Genomic DNA, 21,788 nt, shown 5'->3' with positions numbered 1-21,788 from the left:
CAACCTTTTACGTCCTTAGTCAAAGTATAATGACTAGAAAAAACGATCCTTTAATCTAGCCAGTATTTATAGACTATTTGATATTCGTAATCGAAAGCATTAATTTTGTACATACTTTGTTATTCTCTTGATAAGAAAGGAGATAGTTATGCAAAATTTATTTGGAAAAGAGTTGTGGTTTCAAAAGTTATAATTAATTTTGTTGACGTATTTAAAGGATCGTTTTTTTTAGTCACTACTTATTTTATATATAATTCTTATATTTCAACAGCTGAACCATATGTATATTATATTTCTTTCATAAAGAAAGTATATTATATTAATGTACACATGTACATTAATATATAGTTTTCACCGATTCAGTGTCAAAACAAAGAAAAAGTTAATATAACACTATATATCAATATATTACAAGTGACGCTGAAATATTATTCGGCATCACCTATTTTTACATAGCAAAAATAAAGCTACTCTCTAATCTATCTCCTTTATACCGGCCTACAACAGTTAACCCATTATACTATAAGAACTAAGCCCTATTGTAGTAGACTTTAACCATCTTCTTTACTAGTATTAAATATGTAAGCATATAAGTACATAAATGTAAGATCATATCTACATATATGTAAGGCTTACCTTTCTTTTTAGAAAAGCATATATTTCATATTTAGAATAAGTATGAAAAGGGCTTAATTGTACTATACTATATCCTTAAATATAATAGTGTGGCGACTTAAGCATCAATGGAGCAATAAGTGACGCTATAAAACAACAATGGTGACGCTGAATAACACCTCAGCATCACCATCATAATTCACTCTTTTATACTGAATAAGCATCCGTAATATAGCCAGTGACGCCACATTTCCGGAAACTTTATTTGTAACTACTCTTTGGGTATGAACATACTGATCCCTATCGGATAATGATCGGAAAGATAATCGTTGTCCGGACCGTTATAAATCTGCGCATCTACACAATCAGGACGCAGGCTGTCGGTTACAAATATGAAATCGATTCGCTCCTGCTGGCGGCGTAAAGCCTCTCCTTTCGGTGAACTGGTCAATATACGGGTAGGATAAGAATAACGTTGGTTATCAGGGGTGAACATATAACAAATGTCATGCAATGAAGCTGCCATAAAAGTAGAAATCACAGCATAATTCTCCAGATGTTCATCCGTCCAGGAGGCATCGAAAGGGGAATGGGCATTCATGTCACCCATCAGCAGGCAATTGGTTAACTGATTTTTATTGATGTAATCGATAATATTATCGGCTTCCTTTTTGCGTTTTAACCGATCATGAGGATTCAGATGCGTCACCAGAAAATCCATATTCAGAACTTTGCAATGTAACAGGCCGTGGCCGTAACCGTCCATCTTTCTGTCGACAACCTTGATAGGCGTTTTCGAAGTGAGTCCGACCGGATAACCGTTTTCCTTTACAATTGCGGCATAAGGGTGACCGTAAGAAGCTGCCAGTTCTTTCAGTTTGGCCTCAGTGAAGCCGCAAAGTTCGTTCAAAGCCAGTACATCGGGGGATTGTTCTTTTACCCAGGCGGTAAAACGGGCGATACGATCCTTATCCGAACCGTTGCTGAAACCATCCATGATATTGTAGGAAATGATCTTTATCTTTTGACGGTCGGTGCGCCAGTCACGTTCATAGGAACTTGAAGTCTGAGCATTCAGACCGGAAATAAAGAATAATGCAAAAAAGAAAAGAATACATTTGTTATTAGATAACTGCTTCATTGTTATTTCTGATATTAGATTAATACTATGTTATTTAGAGAAGTGCCCCCCAAAGCGCTATTTTTAAGTGTTTACCACCGACACTTCCTTGAATGCATAGAGCCTCACTTCTCCGTTATCTGTTTTCAGAATCAGGTGTCCTGTGGGTTCTATTCCCAGGATACAAGCCTGGAAGACGCCTTGTTCATCCCGGTAAGGATGAAAGCCGTTACCGCGATACAGGGCTGCCATATAAGCACTCCGAATCTCTTCCTCCTTTTCCTGAAGCAGACTGAGATAGCGGTCGTAAAGACGTTTCAGGAAACTGTTCAGGATTTCCTCCCGGTCATATTCCCGACCCGTTATCTGTACCAGTGAAACAGGGTTCAAAGCATCACTCAGAAACTCCCGCTGGTTTATATTAATACCGATGCCTATCACGGAACAATACAGGGAATGCCCCGTCAAGTCGTTCTCAATCAGCATGCCGCATATCTTCTTGTCGCGCCAGTAAATGTCGTTCGGCCACTTCACCGTTATACCGTCCACATAAGCATCAAGCGTTTCCTTTACACTCAGTGCAGCTATCTGGGAGATTAAGAACTGGCGGTTGGCCGGAAGGAAATCCGGATACAGGATAATGCTAAACATCAGATTCTTTCCCGGTTCCGACTCCCAGGTGTTTCCGACCTGGCCTCGTCCGGCTGTCTGATATTCTGTAACAACGATACTCCCTTCCGGTAAGGGTTCTTTCCCTACCAGTCCGCGGAGATAATTATTTGTAGAGGTTGTTTCTTCGAGCCGGATAATACGCGGCTGTTCATTTTCTTCATTCATCGTATGCTTCTCTTATTTTCTTCGGTAGTTTGGCTATTACCTCACGATAGGAATGACGAATCCAGTGGCGGATATCGTCGTCGGACATGTCGCGTTCCAGATAAACTCCGTTCCAGTATTTCTTATTGAAATGATAAGCTCCTTCGACTGCTGCATAACGGTCGCGCAACTCTTCCGTATAATCCGGATTACATTTCAGAGCCAAATACGGTTCCTCTCCATCCAGAGGCAAAAGGGCAAACATCTTGTTCTCCACTTTAAAGACGAGTGAGACATCATCGAAAGGAAAACATTCGGTAACGTTTTTCAACGACAAACAATATTCACGGGCTTCTTCTATATTCATACGTTTTCTCAGTTTTCTATTTTATCGGGACGGAGCGTAGAAAGCATCGTCTATATGCTCGATCCGGAAACCATCCTTCTCTTTTACCAGGGTGATGATGTCGAAACGGACCGGCAAATCCAGGTTAAAATAACGGACATAGGCATCTGCCGCCGCTACAATACGCCTGATCTTTTTATTATCGACAGCTTCTTCGGGCGAAAGGAGATAATCTTCCGAGCGGGTTTTCACCTCTACGACAACCAGATCCTTCTCCTTGACGGCAACAATATCCAGTTCGTAATGATGCCATCTCCAGTTGGTATGCAAAATCGTGTAGCCCTGACGGATCAGATAATCGCGTGCCCTTGCTTCACCATCCCTGCCTAAATCGTTTTGTTCAGCCATCTTATTAATTTGCACAAATATACTGTTTTTCTTTTTTATTTGGGCTTCCACTTGTACATTTGCACAATATGGCATTAAAACGGAAATATTCACCACCCCAACCCAATCGCCCGAGGGTGCATAAGGTTACTTTTATGCTCAACGATGAAGAGCAGAAGGCTGTTGACCGCTATCTTGCCAGATATAATATCGAAAACAAATCCCGCTGGTACCGGGAAACAATCCTTTCACATATACTCAAGACACTGGAAGAGGATTATCCTACCCTCTTCAAAGAAACAGAAATGAGAAGATGAATCCATTTAACGACGAATATTTTATGAAACAGGCGTTGGTGGAAGCACGTGCTGCCGCCGACGAAGGAGAAGTGCCCGTAGGGGCCGTTGTTGTATGTAACAATCAGATTATTGCCCGAGCCCATAACCAGACGGAGCGGCTGAACGACCCGACCGCCCATGCGGAAATGCTAGCCATAACGGCAGCCGTAGGCGTACTGGGTGCCAAGTATCTGACTAATTGCAGTCTTTATGTAACGGTAGAACCCTGTATCATGTGTGCCGGCGCCATCGGATGGTCCCAACTCAGCACCATCGTATATGGGGCAAGCGACGAGAAAAGAGGCTTTCAGCAATATGCGCCGAAGGCTTTCCATCCCAAAGCGATAGTAAAAAAGGGAGTAATGGAGAAAGAGTGTGCGGAAGAGATGCAGAAATTCTTTAAGTCACGCAGATAACGGGCAGTTATTCATCCTCTTCGTAATAATACGAATAATCAATGCCTTTCATAAATAGTTCACGGTCATTAATCTTATCAGTCAAGGCGTTCTTCAGCAGATTCTTTAGCTTTACACTGTTTGTAGAACTTTGTACCATTGCGTTCAGATAATCCTTTTTATTGATCTGACTCCAGTCAACACACTTCTTCAATCGTTTTTTAAAGATCAAATCCAGCCAGATCCGAGTACTTCGGCCGTTACCTTCCATGAATGGATGGGCAATATTCATCTCAACATATTTATCGACAATTTCTTCAAACGTATTTTCGGGCATTTCTTCAATTTGCCTTAATGTATTCCCTAAGAAATGCGATACAGCGAACTGAAAACCGCCTTTCGAAATGTTCTTTTGTCTGATTTGCCCGGCAAAATCATATAACCCGCCAAAGAGATACGCATGAATTTGCTGTAAACTTTTCGTTGTTCCGATTTCTGCTTCGCTAATAAGATTGCTTTCAAAGAATGCATACGCTTTTTTCTTACTCTGTCCGTCAATACTGTTGTCGCTATAAGTAAACCAATCGAGAAACTTTACAGCTTTGTTATTGGGAAAATGTTTCGCTAAAGCAATAATACCGTCGTAATCAAGTACGTTTGAAAGTCGCATTTTGCCATCAGGTGACTTCAACTTCAACTGGGTAGTGTCACTACCCAGTTCATTACCTTCTTTCTTTAACTTGGCCTTAAGGTATTTCCAATAATTTCGTGTTTTAGTGTAGTCATCTTGACTCGTAAGAACTGCAACAATATCCAATACGGAAAACCACCATTTGTTGTTTTCTTCGTCCCAGATTGCACGGACCTCACGATCGTCAAAAAAACGGATTGATATTTTCGTGTTATTGATCAATAACTTCTTATTTTACTTCTTCGAAATCGACATATTCGCCTTCGTCCTTAGTAAAGATCTTTTTGCGATTGGCGGCCGCATAATCTTCCTCAGCGGTATTATGCGACTGACGTTGTCCACCGGAGTAACTACTTGTCTGACGACGCTGTTCCCCTTTCTTTGCATTGCTGCTTCCGCTACCAAACAACATATTCTTAAATGTACGCAGGATAGAGAAACCCATCAGGAAGACTAACAGGATGAAGAAGAAAAACATTACAAACAAAAACTTAAACATAATATTATTCGTTACTTAGTTGGTTTATAAGAGAAACACATAGACCAGACCTCTTGTTTACTGCCTTTTGTTAAAAATAGACAAGAGGATATAGAGAAGAATTGTTCCCGCTATACCAAGCATACCGAAAAAGGCAACGAACAGGACTGCGCAACCCACTAATATATAGCGTCTTTCATTACCTTTCCATGCAACCGTCTTGATCTTTAACGAGAACATAGGGATCTCAGACACAAGCAATAAGGAAGTAGCCAACGCCACCACCAGCGTAACCACTATAAATAAGACATTATTCGCCTGGCTCAAAGGAGACAATGAATATCCGACCGAAGCCCAGAATAACGCATGTGCCGGAACCGGCATTCCGATAAATGAAGTTGTCTGCCGCTCATCAATATTGAATTTGGCAAGACGCAAACCGGAGAAAGCAGGAATCACAAAAGCCAGATAAGGAATATAACGTCCTATCTCGCCTAAAGGAAGGCTTGCCTGTCCCAGCATCGAGAATACGATCATACCGGGTGCCACTCCGAAACTCACCATATCCGACAATGAGTCCAACTCTTTTCCCATCGGAGAATAAGCCTTCAGCAAACGGGCGGCAAAGCCGTCGAAAAAATCGAACACGGCAGCAATGATGATCCATATGGCAGCCCACAAATAATTATCCTGCAAAGCCATCACAGTGGCGATGCATCCTGATACAAGACTCAAACAAGTGATTGTATTGGGGATATGCTTTCTTATATTCATTCTTTCGTATATTTTCCGGATTCTATTCGCACGGGCATTTGCTTAACCGTGCAATCGGTGTCTGATTACCGGTCACCTTCTGATCCATCTCAATCAAGACTTCGGTTCCCACCGGCAAATAAACATCTACACGCGACCCGAATTTGATAAAACCCATCTGTTCATCCACGTGACATTTTTCTCCGACCTTGGCATACGTAACAATACGCCGGGCAAGTGCTCCCGCAATCTGGCGTGCCAGTACATCCACCCCGTTCTTGGTCGTGATAACAACGGCCGAACGTTCGTTTTCAGTACTGCTCTTCGGCAAATAGGCCGCCATGAACCGTCCGTTATTATGAGAGACATGTTTCACGGTGCCGTTTACCGGAAACCAGTTGGCATGTACGTTAAACACGGACATAAAGATAGATATCTGCAAACATTTCCGGTGAAGGATCTCGTTTTCCATCACTTCCTCGATTGCTACGATCGTACCGTCGGCAGGTGCAATCACCAGACCTTCAGAGTCGTAAGGAAAACGACGAAACGGACTGCGGAAGAAATTCAGGATCAGCAGGAAAAGAATAGTCGAAACTGTCGCAACGGAATAGAACAGCACTCCCTTACCTACGGTATGGTATAATGCGACATTTACGACAAATAAAACCGTAAATAACGTAAGTAGCAGGCCTGTTCCTTCTTTATGTACTTTCATCCTTCTTCTTAAACTGCGTTTTTATTACAATTTGCAAAAGTATTCATTTTTACGGAATAACAAAACAAATAAGATGACAAATCGGTTGACATATCCCCTGATCCCATGCCTGACACAGGATCGCAGAGACACCGACCGTATCCTCTATTTAGATTTGCCGGTTCTTCAGCGACCCCGTGTCAAGCACGGGGACAGGCTACAGCCTCTATTTCTCCCAGTTCCACATACCACAGGTAACCCTCTACCATTTCATATCCCATCTGCCGGATCAGTTTCATATAATTCTTCACCTGGTTATGATATCTCTTATCCTGAATTTCACCGAATTTATAGTCGATCACCACGACTTTATCTTCCGATATCATAACCCGGTCGGGACGTTTGGACAGTCCTTTTCCGAAAAGGATATCGACTTCATTCAGCACACGGGCCGTCCCGTCATACCAAGGATGCACTTCCGGCATTTCCAGCAATTCTTCCAGCCGGACAATCAGCGACTCTGCTTCATCCTTATTAATGACACCGGCCAAACGATAACTTTCGACGGCCGCGGAGATATCTTTTTGTGTCCGTATCTGGCTGAGCACCTCGTGCATCAGGGCACCGTGCTTACGGCGGGCATTATCAAAGAAAAAGCCTTTGCCATGCAGACGAAGCTGTAAACGGTCGTCGGGGGAAATAGAGTTAATACGAGCCATCGCGATCTCCTCGGGACTGTGTCCATCCTGCTTGGCTGCTGCGGGATGCCACCAACTACCCAGTTCAAAGATCCCTTCTTTCGTATCAAAAGAAGAAGGCAATGAAACAAGCGTGTCTCCTTCCCGGGTATCCTTCACTTCCAGATACAAGCCTGCCCATAAAGCATCGGCCATGGAAGATATCTTTTCGACTTCGCCGGTCTCTTCCTTTATCTTTTTCGGACGGGGAGCAAAAACGATCAGTTCGTCTTTGGAGCGGGTGAAAGCGACATATAATGTATTCAGATTATCAATGAAAGCATGCAACCGCTCACGGAAATAGTCTTCCGCAAAAATGGTATTTCCCAGCGACTGGCTATAGCGGACAGGAACCAGATGCAGCCGGTTGAACGGTTTGGTTTCCGGTTTACACCACAGGATAACCGGTTTGCTGGGCTTATGGTCTATTTCCCAGTCACCGAACGGAATAATGACGACCTTGAATCCGAGTCCTTTCGACTTATGGACGGTAAGGATACGGATAGCATTCTGCGCATCCGGGGTAGCGATTGTTTTACGATATCCTGTCTCATCCCACCATTTCAGGAAGCGGGTCAGATCGGCACTTTCTTTTTGGGTATACTCCGATACCATATCGAGAAACGCCTGAACGAAGACCTGTTCGTTATTCTGAAATTCTCCGGAGAAAAGACGGAAAAGTCCTTCTGATATTTCATACAGTGACTGGCGGGAAAGAGTCTGCAACTCCGATGCAATCTCCGGCGGAAAAGTCAGGCCGGAAACGGTTACGGAATATGCCTCCGAGAGATTCTCGTCCTTCGTCGCTCCCTGTAAAATCCGGTAAGAGTACAAGGCTGTCTGTTCATTGATTTTATCTTCCGGATTTCTCAGATACCGCAACAGGGCAACCATAAAACGAACAGCCGGCGATCCGCTGACAAACAGGGCGTCGTCGGAGATTATGTCGTAATGATAACGGTCGGAAGGGTTTGCCTCCTTATAGGAAAGCAGCTTTTCAGCCACCATCGCCCCTTCCATATTGGTACGGACCAAAATGGCGATATCCTTCAGGGCATAACCGTTATCCTGTAATTGTTCCACCACACCGGGCAGACGGTCCAGGGCTTCTTCTTTCCAGTCTTTCTCTTCATCACCGGCAAAAAATTCTATTTTGACATGGCCGTCTTTCTGTTTGAACGGCGGCGGAACCTGTTGATAACTTTTCGTATAAGCCGACATGATCTTTGTCAGATAGGCGGCACGCTGTTCTTCACTCAGCGAAGAGGTCAGCAGGCTTTCGTTATATACGCTTTGCAAGACACCGGGGATAGCGGTAAAGAACGTATTATTAAATTCAACGATATTCCGGCAGCTGCGCCAGTTTTCCTTCAATGTTTCTTCCCGAACTTCTTCCTGCGAGAAATCGGCTTGCACCTGTTCATCCAGCAATTTCCAGTCGGAGTTGCGGAAGCGGTAGATACTTTGTTTTACGTCTCCCACAATCAGATTGGCCCGGTCGTGTGCCAGGCTTTCTTCGATCAGCGGACGGAAGTTGTTCCATTGCATGCCGCTGGTGTCCTGAAATTCATCAATCATATAATGATCGACGTGCGTACCGGTCTTTTCATAGATGAACGGGGCATCGCTGCCTCCGATCACTTTATTCAGCAGCTCGGTCGTATCGGCAATCAGCATGACATTCTTTTCCTCCCGATAGGAGGCGATCTGGCGGGAAACGTCGGTCAGGATACCCAGCGTATAATAATAACGTACGATTTCACGAGCCGTATTATAAGCGGTCAGATTAGAGAACAGGGCGATGATACGTTTGATACAATCATTCAGACCGTCTTCAAAAACACAACCGATGACCTGACGCATTCCTATCGGAGTTGTTTTGGTAAAACAGCCTTCCAGATTATCGGCTAGGCCGATAAAGGTGGCTGTCGGCTCTTTCATCTCACCTTTCGCCAGACGGTCCAGCAGGGTAAGCGGAGAACGGCTTCCTCCCTTAAAATCGGTTGTACGGATGGCATATTTATTGAGTAAGGCAAGACCGCTCTCGCCCAATCGCTTCGCTTCGGCTTCTACCGAACGGATAATACCAAAGAGTTCATTTTTATAGTTTTCGAGTGCTTCCTTATCCTCGATATCTTTGGCCACTTCTTCACTGGATGCCTTGTAGCTTTCCTTAAAAACTTCACGGCTCAGGGACATGATATCTTTACGGAGGTTCCATTCGCCTCCATTCTCTATCTTATCTTCGGCGAAACGAATCAGCCAGCCTAACAGTTCCTTGCTTTCCGGCTTTTCAAGGTCAGCCAGCAGGTTATCGACAGCTGAAGTGAGCACCAGCTCCTGGTCCATTTCAATGCCATAGCCACCCTGCAAACCTATTTCACGGGTAAAAGCACGCATAGTCTGCTGGAAGAAACGGTCGATGGTACTGATATTGAATGCAGAATAATCGTGTAGGATATCGGTTAATATCTTTTTTGCCTGTTTACGGACTTGTTCCTCGGTCAGTGCATAGGTAGCCCGCAAAGATTCCACATAATCAGACTTACGACCGGAAGAGAGGTTGTAAAGTTCCTCCACAATACGGCTTTTCATCTCATCGGTAGCCTTATTGGTAAACGTCACCGCCAAAATACGGCGATAGGCTCCCGTCCCGCCAAACAGCAAGGTCAGGTATTCACCGGTCAGCTTATGGGTTTTTCCGGCTCCCGCCGAAGCTCTGTAAACAGTCAGCATAGTTTTAATTATTAATGAGAGGTTTTAATATTGAATCTCCTCAAATAATCCGGCTCTTTACATAGCCTTCCTTTTGGAGGATTTCGAGTACTTTCTGACGCAAATCGCCCTGTACGATGATTTCTCCGTCCTTAGCGGAACCGCCTACCCCGCATTTTACCTTCAGGAATTTACCTAAAGCCTCCATATCCTCTGTCGTACCACGGAATCCGGTCACCAATGTAACGGCTTTACCACCCCGGTTCCGCTTGTCCAGCGAGATACGCAATTGTTGTTTCTCTTTGGGAAGTGTATCTTCTTCTTCCTCATCCCCTGTATTATATTGAAAATCCGGATTGGTGGAATACATCACCCCTAAACGGTCTTTCCAGTCATTATTCTTCATAATTCATTACATTTTATTTGGTTCAAAACTACAAATTAACAGCGGGATAAGCAAAAGAACGGAGAATAATACATATCTTTGCTTGAAACAGACTGATTTTCATAACTATTTTAACTATCACACTAGTTCGTATGAAAAGACTTTTTTTCATATTATCCCTTATACTACTGATTGATCGTTCCATGTATGCCCTGCCGGACGATAAGGACGGTTATATTTTAGTTATCCATTCCATCAACTTTAACGAAGTATGGACGCAAGGTATTTACGAAGCAATCAATAAGACTTTTACCCAGGAACATATAACAGTGCTTGGCGAGGAGTTATCTATCCCTGCTATAAAAGATACGACAGATGTAAATGAGAAACTGGAAATATTACGTAATAAATACCCCACCCCTCCCAAAGTCGTTGTTTGCATAGGCGATCCGGCCTGGTTGCTGTGCCGTCCCCTTTTCGATAATGAATGGAAAAATGTACCTTCCATCATCTGCCATTCGCAGGAACTGGTCCCGATAAAAATAGAATATTTACTGAAAAGAGACCTGGAAACTATCGAACATATGGCTCTTACGGAAGATGAGATAAAAGGATACAATACAACCAGACTGATCCAGCCCCTTTTCGTAAAAGAGACCATTGAAACAATAAAGAAGCTACAGCCTGAACTGAAAAAAATAATCTTTATTTGCGACAACCGCTACATTAGTTTATATACCAAACAGGAGCTTTCAAAAACAATACAGGCAAATTATCCCGAGTTAAAACTGGAAGTGTTGTCCACTCCAGCCCTCTCTACCGAAAATCTGTTGGACAGCTTAAGTATATATGACCAGAAAGCAGGTATCATCTATTACTCCTGGTTTGTCTTCAAGAGTTCCAAAGAGAATCATTACCTGATCGATAACATGCAAAAGATGACCAACAGTTTTTCCCTGCCACCAGTCTATCTTCTGGCAGACCTGAACATCGAGAACGGCAATTTTGCCGGGGGACATTATATCTCGGAAAATGATTTCAGCGAATCTGTTATTACCACCGTCCGGTTAATATGGCAAGGAACTGCAGCCCGGGATATCCAAACCCATATCGGAGGGGAACCGCACACCTATCTCAATTACCAGCATCTGCTCAATCACGGCATCGAACCGTCCCGCTTTCCACCCAACGCCATTTATTACCAGCAGCCACCGACATTCTTTCAGAAATATAAAATACATCTGTTCAGTGCATTTGCAATCATTATCCTGCTGGCAACAATTGCCGTCCTGCGCTTCCGGCTTTATATCCAAAAACTGAAACAGGAAGACGAACGTCGCGAAAAGGAAAAAGCGGAAGAGGCTAACCGGCTGAAATCTGCGTTTCTGGCAAACATGAGCCACGAAATACGCACTCCGCTCAATGCCATCGTCGGCTTCTCCAACCTGATCGCCCATTCGGAAAGTCCAGAAGACACTGCCGAATTCTGTAATATCATCGAAACCAATAACGAGCTATTGCTCCAACTGGTCAACGACATACTGGATTTATCAAAGATAGAGGCCGGTCAATTGGATTTTACCTTCTCCAACATCAATGTTTCTTCGTTATTCACCACACTGGCACAGACATTCAAAAGCCGGACAAAAGAAGAAGTAACACTGGAATGTTCAACCCCCGTACATCCCTGTTTTATCTATTCGGAAAAGACACGCCTGACACAGGTCATAACCAATTTTCTGACCAATGCCTGCAAATTCACTTTCAGAGGAACTATAAGAATGGGATATGAAGAAATAGAAGGCGGCCTGCGTTTCTATGTTTCCGACACCGGCAAAGGTATTTCCAAAGAAAACCTTCCGCACGTGTTCGAACGTTTTGCCAAATTTGACAATTTCATACAAGGTACAGGACTGGGATTATCTATCTGCCTGACAATTGTAAAACGTCTGAACGGAGAGATCGGAGTCGAATCGGAAGAGGGGAAAGGAAGTACCTTCTGGTTCACCATCCCCTGCGAAGTTCATCATAAAGACATTGTCATTTCTGAATCAAGACAGTAGCATAAGCGGCTATCCCTTCCTGGCGTCCGGTGAAACCCAGCTTTTCTGTGGTAGTCGCTTTGATGGATATATCCTCTGCATCTACTCCCATCACTTCGGCCAATGTCTGCTTCATCGCCGGGATATGCGGATTCAATTTCGGTTTTTCAGCTGCGATCGTTGCATCTATATTACCCAACGTATAGCCGGCATCACGAAGCAACTCCATTGTTTCATAGAGTAAAACTTTACTGTCAATACCTTCATACTCTTCAGCCGTATCAGGGAAATGATAACCGATATCACGCATATTGGCAGCCCCCAGCAAAGCATCACAAATGGCATGTATCAACACATCCGCATCGCTATGCCCTTGCAACCCCATTGAATGTTCGATTCGAATCCCTCCTAACCATAACTCACGGTCAGCGACAAACGCATGCACATCATAGCCGAAACCAACCCGTATCTTCATAATTTTCAGTTCTTAATATTCAATCTTCAATTATCTGAACAGGTTCTTTATCCCGTCCATATCAAACGACAGTGTGAAACGGAGTGTCTGGTCCAACGGGTTACTCTGAACGGTACTTACCAGATAGGCTGCATCCAACTGGAATACACTCATGCGGAAACCGGCTCCGACTGAGAAATACTGACGGTTACCCTTATTGGCATTCTCATAAAAATAACCTCCACGAAGAAAAAACTGCTCGTTATAACTATACTCGGCACCGATCGAGACCATCACTTCCTGCAATTCACCTTTGAAACCGTCAGGCGAATCACCGAAAGATTTGAAGATACCGGAGATACCGGATACATTATTATATTCTTCTTTTTTCTTATCGTATTCGGCTTTCTCTTCATCCGTATACCCTTCCTGCAAATAAGGCAGACTCGGAACCAGATACTTACTCAAATCCAGATACAAACCGATCCGGTTATAATCATCGATCGGATACAGCAAACCGGTACCCAGACGAAGTGTTGTCGGAATAAATTCATTATGCTCTCCCCCGTCATAAGAGATTTTAGTACCAATATTAGACACATTGAAACCGAAACTCCACAAACATTCACTGTTACCCAGAATCACATATTTCTCCAGATAACCCGCAATATCCGCAGCAAAGGCATTACCGGGCACGCGGCTTTCATCAGCCGGGTCGGTTCCCATATCCGAACGGATATAACGCATGGCCACAGCCATCGAAAAAGATTCAGACAATTTACGGCTATAACTTACATCGAAAGCCATTTCATACGGACTAACGGAATAATTACCTGTCGACTCTCCGGTAATAGGATTATAGGGTACATCTCCCAACGAGAAATAACGCAAGGAAGCACCGACAGCCTGCAAATCGCTATCTCCGATTTTATAGTAACCGGACAGATTCGCCAAAGCCACGTCGTTTACCAACTTACGCAACCAGGGAGTATATGATAAAGAAACGCCTGCCTTACTATACATAAACGCATATTTAGCAGGGTTCCAATATTGAGAGTTTATATCGGGAGTAGTCGACGCCCCGTTATCACCCATACCACCACCACGTGCATCAGGTGCAATTGATAGCGAAGGCACTGCAGTATTAACCGGAGCAAACTTAGCCTTATCACCTTCGGCGTGCAATGCCGTAAAAGTTGCCAAAAGGCTAATTACAACTATAAGTGTACTGATTTTTAATTCTTTTATCATACTATATCTGTTAAAAACGCGGTAAATAAAATTTACCCTACCAACATATAAACTGATTTTATATTACTTTATTGTGCGAGGATTATTAATTTCTTTGCGTCTGTTGCCTCTTTGGAGCCACCCGAGCTGATCGCCGCACGATAAATATACACCCCGGGACGAAGGCGTCCTCCCCGGTTATTCGTCAGATCCCAGGTTACCGTATAGGACTTGAACAGTTCGGAAGCGCCGGTCTCCTGATGCTTCCATTGCAGACGTCCCATCATATCGTACACCATGATACCGACTGTCAGCTGGCTTTCCGGACGATTATGGAACAAATGGAACTCCACCTGTTCACGTGCCGGACTGGGCGATGCCGTCAACTCCAACAGATAAGGCTTCAATCCCTCGACTACCTCAAATTCAAATTCATATGTCGTCGAATTGTTCTGTATATCCCAGACTTTAAACTCTGCGATATGGATTCCCGGCGTTAAGGCAGGGATCAGGTATTTCGCGATCCCTTCTCCGTCACTTCCCGGAATCAGTTCATAATAACTGTTCAGATTAAAGCTGAACGAAGGATCGCCGTCGATAATCAGCATCATATCATGACCGATGCTGCTACCCGTTATATTCACGCCACTCTTATCCCAAAGACGCGCCACAAAGAACGGGGTTGTATTGACCTGGTCGCCACTGACGAATGTCGAATCGTTCAGGTATAAAGCACGGATTTCAGGACCATCATAATCGTCTTCCGCGTTATCATCGGTTCCCCCGACCCGATAATTCAGATAAGCACCCTGTGCCTCCAGATTATTGGTCTCATCCGATGCGTAGAGATTCATCTTACCGAACTCATTCGAATAAGAAATATCCTTCGGCACAGTAAACGTGAAACTGAACTTTCCGGCACGAACTGAATCATTGCCGATAAAAAGTATATTCGAATAATCTGTATATTTGAATTTCGTTCCGGTCTTATTATTATCCAATGTCTCATAAGATAGGCGGCTGTCCATGACGGTCGGGTTCAGCAGACCATTAAAGCCAGTTGCAATATTTCCTCCCGGATCCAATACTTCGCCTTCCACCGTTATCTTCTGCAATGCTTTAAAATCGACCGGTTCGTCCGTTACCGGATTCCCGTTTATAGCAGTCACCCGCATCCGGTACTCCGGATAAGCCAGCTTTAATGCGGGATCGCCGATCAAAGCGAACCCCAACTTATAACGGCTGGAACCCAATGCCTGTTTGGTCGCTTTCATCACCTCACCCAACGTTAGCCGACGTCCGTTCTTTTTCTCGAACAAGTTACGGATCAAGTTGTCATTAATAGAAAAGTTAGGACTGGAATAAGCCACACGAGTCGTAGTAAACAAACCGATACCACCACTTACCTTATTCAGAAACACCTGCTCGCCGGCGGAAGTAACCGGAGCATCAAAACGGCAGAAGTCACAAGTCGCCGTAATCCACACAGGCAGACGGGTATAAGTTGATTTCGTTATATCACTTTCTGTCAATACCTTTTCATCACTCCAGGATACGGTATTACCATGACCTGTATAATTGATCAGCAACAATCCGTTCTTAAGCTGTTTCTGAAGATTCGTCTTTACATCGGGATAGGTACTTAAACCTCCGGAAAAGTCCTTTTTATAAGAATCAAAATAAATCTTATTTACCATGAACTCCGGATGACTGGTATTTATATATTCGCCCAGATCATCAGCCTGTTGAGCATGCTGTATCATGTAACCGTCCGCATTACTTCCGTCATCTGCGACAAAGCAGACGTTATTCTTCCACGATCCGGTCTCTTTATTATCCATATAGTTGATAACCTTATCCACCATATCGGTCGCCTCGGTCAATGTCCGGACAGGGAAACGTCCGATACCGATATCCACTCTGGCTGACACTAACCCCTTTCCGTTATTGCTGTCATCCAGAAAACCGAAATAGTCATCTACCACATATGATTTATCATCCAAAGATTCCTCAGTCTGATAAGTCAGCAGCATATTGTTCTTTGCCACATTCTGCCAACTTGAAGTAATGAAGCGATTGTCAAATGCCCCGTCACCGAAAAGAAGCAGATATTTGGGAGCATCGGCCTCCGAAGTCTGCCGGTCATAAAACATCTTCATAAAACGACGGTAGGCTGTCGCATCCGGGGTTCCACTGGAAAATTCATTATAAATAGCATCCGGAGAAACGACCTGGACAGTCAACCCGTCGCGGGTACGATGTGCTTCGGCCAGACGTTCTGCCTGCGAAGCCAAACCTGACTGGACGATAATAACCATATCTGTCTGCGGCAAAGCATGCAAATCCTGATTCGCCACATCGCCTATCACTTCGGGGGACGGCAATGTCTGGTTTCGCTGCACCAGGGCAAATTCCCTCAACGTTCCTGCCGGAATAGAGAAAGACAATTCGCTTCCGCTCAATTCCGTTTCCATCCGTTTCGGGTTCAACTTATCGGTCACATCAAAGACCAACGTATTCGCATTCGCATTCTGAATAACGAAACGGGAAGCGTTATTTACCGAAGCCAGGCTACGGAAAAAAGTACAGGCGCCATAGGGTTGCAGTTCACGTTTCATCTGCAAACGGATAAAGTCCAGATGTACGTTCTTATGCCCTAATTGTCCGTATCTTACATTTACTTTTACATTTGTACTTTTGTCACCTTTCCAATCGACGACCTCATATACCGAACGTGCCATAGTATACGTTTCACTACCACCCGTACTGCTATAAGAGATACTCCTTTCCAACACTTTGTTTCCATCCACGCTCATGGTCACACTTCCGTTACCACTTGTCGGCTTGGCGATAAAACGCAACGTTACCTTACCGTCATCATTGGTTATACCGGTTATACCGTTAAATGAAAAATCCCTTGAAAGGGTCATATCCATCGCTTCTCCAAAAAGCTCACGTCCTGAATTATTGACGGAAACAAGGTCTTTTTCATGCAGAAGATAATCATCATAAGTTGTCACTTTCAAAGAAGCACCGGCAGCAGACGCCACAGATTCCATTTCTTTTGTACCCGTCGCATCCGTCAGGAAGTAATAACCGTAATTGGAATAGGGATTATTGGTATGAATAAAACTTCCCGTACTTTTATCATAATCCCATTTGATAACCCCGCAACCATAGAAAAGAAAGAAATCGTCGCCACGCCAGACCGGCACGGCAGGAACATCATCAATATAAGGAGTCGAGAAATCTTCATCCAACATACAACCACCATACCCATGTACGGAAACCTTGGCAGGATCAGAGAACCCCATTCCACGCAGGTCGGCATATGTCAGTTTATAAAATCCTCTGTCTTCAACCTGTACCTTCACCCATTTGCCGGACGACAATGCGGAACTGGCTGCATATTTGCTACCATCCGCCCAGGCAGAAGTAAAAAAGCAGATACTTATTATTAATGTATATAGTATTCGTAGCATAGTCATTCATTTCCCGTTATCTCACGTGGAAATCCAAAAGCTTCCGCTCGCCGATATAGCCCTGCAAATGATCATCGATCTTAACCGGCCCTACACCCACCGGCGTACCTGTAAAAATCAAATCTCCTATCTTCAGGGTAAAGAAACGGCTCACATAAGCGATAATCTTGTCTACCGGAAAAAGCATATCCGAGGTATTTCCCTCCTGTACTTTCTGACCGTTTATATCCAGATGGAACGGGATACGGTTGATATCCCCTACTCTGTCCAATGGCACAAACGCCCCGATAACAGCCGAATTATCAAATGCTTTACTGATCTCCCAGGGTGATCCTTTCGCACGCAACTCTCTTTGCAGATCACGGGCGGTAAAATCGATACCGACTGTTACTTCATTATAGTAACGATGCGCAAAACGTTCGGCGATGTTCTTACCCAGCCGGTCTATCTTCACGACAATCTCCGTTTCATAATGTATCTCCGATGAAAAATCGGGAATGAAAAACGGTTTTCCATCCTTCAACAGGGAGGAATCGGATTTCATAAAGATAGTAGGCTCCGATAATTCTAACGAATGATGCAGCTCTTTATTGTGTTCTGCATAATTCATTCCTACTGCTATAATCTTCATTTCAGTGATTAATTGAGTTCAAGCGATTAAACATGACAGCCAGATGGGCATACATGGAAGTGTTCTGTACCACAATATGTTCCGGGACACGGATACGGAACGGGGTAAAATTCCATAAGGCTTTGATTCCTCCGGCAATGATCTGTTCGGTCACCTCCTGCGCTTTATCGACAGGCACGGTAATAACACCGATCGTCGCCCCGAATTCTTTCTGCTTGGCAGGAAAATCATCCAAATGAAATACAGGAATGCCATTGACTACCGTTCCGGCCAGTTCCTTGCGGACATCAAATCCGGCAACGATCTCCAGACCGTACTGATTCAACCCGGTGTCCTGCAATAAAGCAGCTCCCAGGCTACCAACACCAAATAAAAAGGCCTTGTGCTGCGCGGTAAAACCTAAAAAATCCTCCAACACATCCACAAGGGCACAAATATCATAGCCTACCCTGGTTTTCCCCGAAATATTTACAAACGAAAGATCTTTCGCCACCTGGCTGGGATCTACATTAATTTCTTTAGCAATCTGGGTAGATGATACAAACGTCTCTCCCTTACCTTTCATCAGTTTCAGAAAAGCAAGATACCAGGGCAATCTCCGAAGCGTCGGCTCCGGAATTTTCCAGGCTTGTTTCAAGTCATCATTAGCCATTATTTTGTACTTTATTAATGTAGCTCACAAAAGTACAATTTTTTTCTTTCCTTTTTAGTTTATAGCCGATTTTATATGTTTGGACATTACCGCATCCAATGAGCCTACATAATAAAAAGGAACATTGATCAAACGAATTGATTTTCAGACACAAATATACTGATTTGTTTCAAAACATAGGCAAAGGCACTCGCTTTTTGTTTCAAAACATAGGCAAAACACTTCACTTTTTGTTCCAAAATATAGGCAAAAAGGCTGCATACTCCAAAACGGGAATGCAGCCTTTCGTATAAAGGGTAGATTTTCGTACTTAGATTCTTTCCAACGTAGCGACAATGAAGTCCCACACTTTTTGCACTGTCGCGATGTTCACCCTTTCATCCGGTGAGTGTGGGTGCTCCAGATCCGGACCGATAGAAATCATATCCATTGTAGGATAAGATTCCTGGATGATGCCGCATTCCAGTCCGGCATGCATGACCTTTACCGAAGGTTTCTTTCCGAACAATTCCTCGTATGTCTGCTGCATTACGTTCAGAATCGGAGAATTGATGTTCGGCTGCCATCCGCCATAAGAACCGCCGTATTCCACCTTAGCTCCTGCCAAAGCAAATATACTTTCCAGGCTTGAACAAACAGAGGCCTTACGGCTCTCCGATGAACTGCGGACCAATATCTTTATTTCAATCAATTCATTGGATGATTTGACGATGGCCAGGTTGGAAGAAGATTCCACCGTTCCGGGGAAATCACTCAACATGCTGATCACACCATTCTGGCAACCTTCGATCGCATTGATAATATCATCCTGAATCTCTTCCGGAATCAGTGTGCCGGGCAGATCAGTCATATCGGCAACAAAGCTGATATTATTCTCAATGCCTTTATATTCCTCCCGGAACATATCCTGATAATCGCTCACCAGCTCCCATAAAGCCTCCACATTATCACCGGGAATGGTAACAACGGCAAATGCCTCACGCGGAATCGCATTACGCAACGAACCGCCTTCGATAGACGACAGGCGAGCCCCATAGTCGCAAACGGCCTCTTTCAGGAAACGGAACATTAATTTATTGGCATTGGCACGTCCCAAATGGATATCCACACCCGAGTGACCGCCTTTCAATCCTGTCAGGCTCAGCTTTACAGCCACATCACCTTCAGGAATATAAGTATCTTCTTTAAACTGAATCGAAATATTCAGGTCTGCACCGCCGGCACAACCGACAAACAATTCGCCTTCTTCTTCCGAATCGCAGTTAATCAATGTTTCTCCTTTCAGGAAACCGGGCTTCAAACCGAAAGCGCCATCCATTCCTTCTTCTTCATCGATCGTGAAAAGAGCTTCTATCGGTCCGTGCTTGATAGTCGTATCAGAAAGCACTGCCATAGCCAACGAAGCACCGATGCCATTGTCGGCACCCAATGTCGTTTCACGGGCTGTTACCCAGTCGCCATCTATATAAGCATCAATCGGGTCAGTCAGAAAATCATGTTTCACAGAAGAATTTTTCTGGGGAACCATATCCAGGTGAGATTGCAGGATTACAGTTTTGCGGCCTTCCATTCCGGGAGTGGCCGGTTTACGGATCAGAACGTTTCCTGCTCCATCCCGCAAAGTTTCCAATCCCAATCCTTTTCCAAAAGCTTCTACAAAACGAGTGACTGCTTCCATGTGTCCTGTCGGACGGGGGATTTGTGTGAGGTCATAGAAATAACCCCAGACATGCTGCGGGGAAAGATTCTTGATTTCTGCTGACATAGACTTAATGTTTAATTTTAAAAACTCTTATTTTATACATATAGTATCTATTCTGAAACAACGGCGGGTGTCTCTTTGTTCGTAAGCGGCAGAGCCACAATGCCGAACAGACCGCACAACACCGTCCATACCGTCTGCACCGTATGAACCACCAGGGCAAAAGCGGCAGCATCATTTTCGTTGACACCAAAGCAGACCAGCGTAGCGATCACCATGAAATGCCAGGCACCTATTCCCGCCTGTACAGGGACGGCAACCCCGATGCTACTCATGGTAAAAGCAATCAGTCCGACCGTTATTCCCAGATCACGGGTAAAGTCGAATGCATAGAACGTTATATAGAAATAACAGAAATAGCCACCCCATATCATCAATGTCTGTGCCACGAAACGTCCTTTCTGCTTCAGCAGCCAGATGCTCTTCATTCCGTCCCATACATTCAGCAACAACGCCTTTGCTTTCTGCACCAGCGTAAAGTTACTCATATATTTGAAAACAAACCAAATTCCGACCACTAAAATTACTGCACCGACGTAAATCCATATCGAATCGAACATTTTCTGAAAGCCTTCCAGCAATGCAGGGTTCTTCGCAAAGAAGCTGACAAAGAAGTCGAAATTGAAAATAAAAATCAACAAAGTAATCGATCCCACTACAATTGTATCGCTCACACGGTCGATCAGCAAGGTTCCCAGCAACTTGGTAAACGGGATCTTATCATACTTGGTGATAATACCGCAACGCCAGACTTCGCCGACACGCGGCAGCACCATATTCACGGCATAGTTTCCCAGCACGGCATAAATGATATTACTCATTTTAAAGCGCTCGCCCAATGAGGAAATCAACAACCCCCAACGCAATCCGCGAACCACATTGGCAAACAGGCCGAACAGTAAAGAAACCAATATGATATCATATCTTACCCCCTCACGGATGACACGCCATATCTCGGTGACATCCATATGACTATATAAAAACCAAAGCAGCAAACAGCCAAAAGCTAAGGGTAAAAATATCTTGACAAACGTTTGTAGGATACTCTTAAAATTCATTCTA

20 protein-coding genes are annotated in these 21,788 nt (G+C 44.1%); 3 read left to right on the top strand and 17 right to left on the bottom strand.

What is annotated here, in order from left to right:
- Nucleotides 1–886: 886 nt before the first annotated feature.
- The 4 genes from K6V26_RS25435 to K6V26_RS25420 all read right to left on the bottom strand — a co-directional run bounded on the left by K6V26_RS25435 (nt 887) and on the right by K6V26_RS25420 (nt 3,305).
- Nucleotides 887–1,756, bottom strand: coding sequence for an endonuclease/exonuclease/phosphatase family protein (locus K6V26_RS25435; RefSeq protein WP_224264193.1), 870 nt, complete (start codon nt 1,754–1,756; stop codon nt 887–889).
- A gap of 63 nt (nt 1,757–1,819) precedes the next feature.
- Nucleotides 1,820–2,572, bottom strand: a complete 753-nt coding sequence (locus tag K6V26_RS25430) for a biotin--[acetyl-CoA-carboxylase] ligase (RefSeq protein ID WP_224264192.1) — start codon at nt 2,570–2,572, stop codon at nt 1,820–1,822.
- Nucleotides 2,565–2,918 carry an MmcQ/YjbR family DNA-binding protein gene (locus tag K6V26_RS25425; protein ID WP_009859948.1) on the bottom strand — a complete coding sequence of 118 codons (354 nt, stop codon included), beginning with the start codon at nt 2,916–2,918 and terminating at the stop codon, nt 2,565–2,567. Before K6V26_RS25425 ends, K6V26_RS25430 begins: the two co-directional genes overlap by 8 nt.
- A gap of 21 nt (nt 2,919–2,939) precedes the next feature.
- Nucleotides 2,940–3,305 carry a YraN family protein gene (locus K6V26_RS25420; RefSeq protein WP_009859949.1) on the bottom strand — a complete coding sequence of 122 codons (366 nt, stop codon included), beginning with the start codon at nt 3,303–3,305 and terminating at the stop codon, nt 2,940–2,942.
- A gap of 68 nt (nt 3,306–3,373) precedes the next feature.
- On the opposite strand from K6V26_RS25420, the gene K6V26_RS25415 reads away from it, so the two are divergent.
- Nucleotides 3,374–3,601 (top strand): hypothetical protein, encoded by a 228-nt coding sequence (locus K6V26_RS25415; protein WP_009859950.1) that lies wholly within the window; start codon nt 3,374–3,376, stop codon nt 3,599–3,601.
- The gene (locus tag K6V26_RS25410) at nt 3,598–4,038 is read left to right on the top strand and encodes a nucleoside deaminase (protein WP_044215086.1); all 441 of its coding nucleotides are present in this window, start codon (nt 3,598–3,600) and stop codon (nt 4,036–4,038) included. Before K6V26_RS25415 ends, K6V26_RS25410 begins: the two co-directional genes overlap by 4 nt.
- Nucleotides 4,039–4,045: 7 nt before the next feature.
- Here K6V26_RS25410 and fic read toward each other — a convergent pair whose 3' ends face one another.
- From fic to K6V26_RS25380, 6 genes are all read right to left on the bottom strand, one after another.
- On the bottom strand, nt 4,046–4,930 hold the full coding sequence (gene fic / locus K6V26_RS25405) for a protein adenylyltransferase Fic (protein WP_224264191.1): 885 nt from the start codon (nt 4,928–4,930) through the stop codon (nt 4,046–4,048).
- Between the two features lie 7 nt (nt 4,931–4,937).
- Entirely contained in the window at nt 4,938–5,207 is a 270-nt protein-coding gene (locus K6V26_RS25400; RefSeq protein ID WP_009859952.1) for a DUF4834 family protein, read from the bottom strand.
- 57 nt (nt 5,208–5,264) lie between these two features.
- Nucleotides 5,265–5,960, bottom strand: coding sequence for a CDP-diacylglycerol--serine O-phosphatidyltransferase (gene pssA / locus K6V26_RS25395; RefSeq protein WP_224264190.1), 696 nt, complete (start codon nt 5,958–5,960; stop codon nt 5,265–5,267).
- Nucleotides 5,961–5,982: 22 nt separating this feature from the next.
- Nucleotides 5,983–6,657: a phosphatidylserine decarboxylase family protein gene (locus tag K6V26_RS25390; RefSeq protein WP_009859954.1), complete on the bottom strand. Its 675-nt coding sequence runs from the start codon at nt 6,655–6,657 to the stop codon at nt 5,983–5,985.
- 179 nt (nt 6,658–6,836) lie between these two features.
- On the bottom strand, nt 6,837–10,109 hold the full coding sequence (locus K6V26_RS25385; protein WP_224264189.1) for a UvrD-helicase domain-containing protein: 3,273 nt from the start codon (nt 10,107–10,109) through the stop codon (nt 6,837–6,839).
- 40 nt (nt 10,110–10,149) lie between these two features.
- The gene (locus K6V26_RS25380) at nt 10,150–10,494 is read right to left on the bottom strand and encodes a translation initiation factor (protein WP_122326884.1); all 345 of its coding nucleotides are present in this window, start codon (nt 10,492–10,494) and stop codon (nt 10,150–10,152) included.
- A 131-nt stretch (nt 10,495–10,625) separates the two neighbouring features.
- Between K6V26_RS25380 and K6V26_RS25375 the strand changes: the two genes are divergently transcribed.
- Nucleotides 10,626–12,536, top strand: coding sequence for a sensor histidine kinase (locus K6V26_RS25375; protein WP_129696863.1), 1,911 nt, complete (start codon nt 10,626–10,628; stop codon nt 12,534–12,536).
- Here the strand turns inward: K6V26_RS25375 and ispF are convergent.
- From ispF to K6V26_RS25340, 7 genes are all read right to left on the bottom strand, one after another.
- The gene (gene ispF, locus K6V26_RS25370; protein WP_224264188.1) at nt 12,514–12,990 is read right to left on the bottom strand and encodes a 2-C-methyl-D-erythritol 2,4-cyclodiphosphate synthase; all 477 of its coding nucleotides are present in this window, start codon (nt 12,988–12,990) and stop codon (nt 12,514–12,516) included. The two genes, K6V26_RS25375 and ispF, sit on opposite strands and share 23 nt — an antisense overlap.
- Before the next feature lie 30 nt (nt 12,991–13,020).
- Nucleotides 13,021–14,220 (bottom strand): type IX secretion system outer membrane channel protein PorV, encoded by a 1,200-nt coding sequence (gene porV / locus K6V26_RS25365; RefSeq protein WP_195585845.1) that lies wholly within the window; start codon nt 14,218–14,220, stop codon nt 13,021–13,023.
- Between the two features lie 68 nt (nt 14,221–14,288).
- Complete coding sequence (gene porU / locus K6V26_RS25360) at nt 14,289–17,681, bottom strand: type IX secretion system sortase PorU (RefSeq protein ID WP_224264187.1); 3,393 nt, start codon at nt 17,679–17,681, stop codon at nt 14,289–14,291.
- Nucleotides 17,682–17,697: 16 nt separating this feature from the next.
- Nucleotides 17,698–18,312: a fumarylacetoacetate hydrolase family protein gene (locus K6V26_RS25355; protein WP_195585847.1), complete on the bottom strand. Its 615-nt coding sequence runs from the start codon at nt 18,310–18,312 to the stop codon at nt 17,698–17,700.
- A 1-nt stretch (nt 18,313) separates the two neighbouring features.
- Nucleotides 18,314–18,964 carry a redox-sensing transcriptional repressor Rex gene (locus K6V26_RS25350; RefSeq protein WP_046146104.1) on the bottom strand — a complete coding sequence of 217 codons (651 nt, stop codon included), beginning with the start codon at nt 18,962–18,964 and terminating at the stop codon, nt 18,314–18,316.
- A 310-nt stretch (nt 18,965–19,274) separates the two neighbouring features.
- Entirely contained in the window at nt 19,275–20,729 is a 1,455-nt protein-coding gene (locus tag K6V26_RS25345; protein ID WP_010800831.1) for an aminoacyl-histidine dipeptidase, read from the bottom strand.
- A gap of 47 nt (nt 20,730–20,776) precedes the next feature.
- Nucleotides 20,777–21,784, bottom strand: a complete 1,008-nt coding sequence (locus K6V26_RS25340; RefSeq protein ID WP_009859964.1) for a lysylphosphatidylglycerol synthase transmembrane domain-containing protein — start codon at nt 21,782–21,784, stop codon at nt 20,777–20,779.
- Nucleotides 21,785–21,788: the final 4 nt, after the last annotated feature.

This window comes from Parabacteroides goldsteinii, from assembly GCF_020091425.1.
Classification (GTDB): Bacteria; Bacteroidota; Bacteroidia; order Bacteroidales; family Tannerellaceae; genus Parabacteroides; species Parabacteroides goldsteinii.
The sequence above is the reverse complement of the archived record's forward strand: the minus strand, read 5'-3'. Positions and strand labels throughout refer to the sequence as shown.

Coding starts and splice junctions, on each gene's coding strand:
- K6V26_RS25435 (WP_224264193.1), bottom strand. CDS start 1,756: ATGAAGCAGTTATCTAATAACAAATGTATTCTTTTCTTTTTTGCATTA.
- K6V26_RS25430 (WP_224264192.1), bottom strand. CDS start 2,572: ATGAATGAAGAAAATGAACAGCCGCGTATTATCCGGCTCGAAGAAACA.
- K6V26_RS25425 (WP_009859948.1), bottom strand. CDS start 2,918: ATGAATATAGAAGAAGCCCGTGAATATTGTTTGTCGTTGAAAAACGTT.
- K6V26_RS25420 (WP_009859949.1), bottom strand. CDS start 3,305: ATGGCTGAACAAAACGATTTAGGCAGGGATGGTGAAGCAAGGGCACGC.
- K6V26_RS25415 (WP_009859950.1), top strand. CDS start 3,374: ATGGCATTAAAACGGAAATATTCACCACCCCAACCCAATCGCCCGAGG.
- K6V26_RS25410 (WP_044215086.1), top strand. CDS start 3,598: ATGAATCCATTTAACGACGAATATTTTATGAAACAGGCGTTGGTGGAA.
- K6V26_RS25400 (WP_009859952.1), bottom strand. CDS start 5,207: ATGTTTAAGTTTTTGTTTGTAATGTTTTTCTTCTTCATCCTGTTAGTC.
- pssA (WP_224264190.1), bottom strand. CDS start 5,960: ATGAATATAAGAAAGCATATCCCCAATACAATCACTTGTTTGAGTCTT.
- K6V26_RS25390 (WP_009859954.1), bottom strand. CDS start 6,657: ATGAAAGTACATAAAGAAGGAACAGGCCTGCTACTTACGTTATTTACG.
- K6V26_RS25385 (WP_224264189.1), bottom strand. CDS start 10,109: ATGCTGACTGTTTACAGAGCTTCGGCGGGAGCCGGAAAAACCCATAAG.
- K6V26_RS25380 (WP_122326884.1), bottom strand. CDS start 10,494: ATGAAGAATAATGACTGGAAAGACCGTTTAGGGGTGATGTATTCCACC.
- K6V26_RS25375 (WP_129696863.1), top strand. CDS start 10,626: ATGAAAAGACTTTTTTTCATATTATCCCTTATACTACTGATTGATCGT.
- ispF (WP_224264188.1), bottom strand. CDS start 12,990: ATGAAGATACGGGTTGGTTTCGGCTATGATGTGCATGCGTTTGTCGCT.
- porV (WP_195585845.1), bottom strand. CDS start 14,220: ATGATAAAAGAATTAAAAATCAGTACACTTATAGTTGTAATTAGCCTT.
- porU (WP_224264187.1), bottom strand. CDS start 17,681: ATGCTACGAATACTATATACATTAATAATAAGTATCTGCTTTTTTACT.
- K6V26_RS25355 (WP_195585847.1), bottom strand. CDS start 18,312: ATGAAGATTATAGCAGTAGGAATGAATTATGCAGAACACAATAAAGAG.
- K6V26_RS25350 (WP_046146104.1), bottom strand. CDS start 18,964: ATGGCTAATGATGACTTGAAACAAGCCTGGAAAATTCCGGAGCCGACG.
- K6V26_RS25345 (WP_010800831.1), bottom strand. CDS start 20,729: ATGTCAGCAGAAATCAAGAATCTTTCCCCGCAGCATGTCTGGGGTTAT.
- K6V26_RS25340 (WP_009859964.1), bottom strand. CDS start 21,784: ATGAATTTTAAGAGTATCCTACAAACGTTTGTCAAGATATTTTTACCC.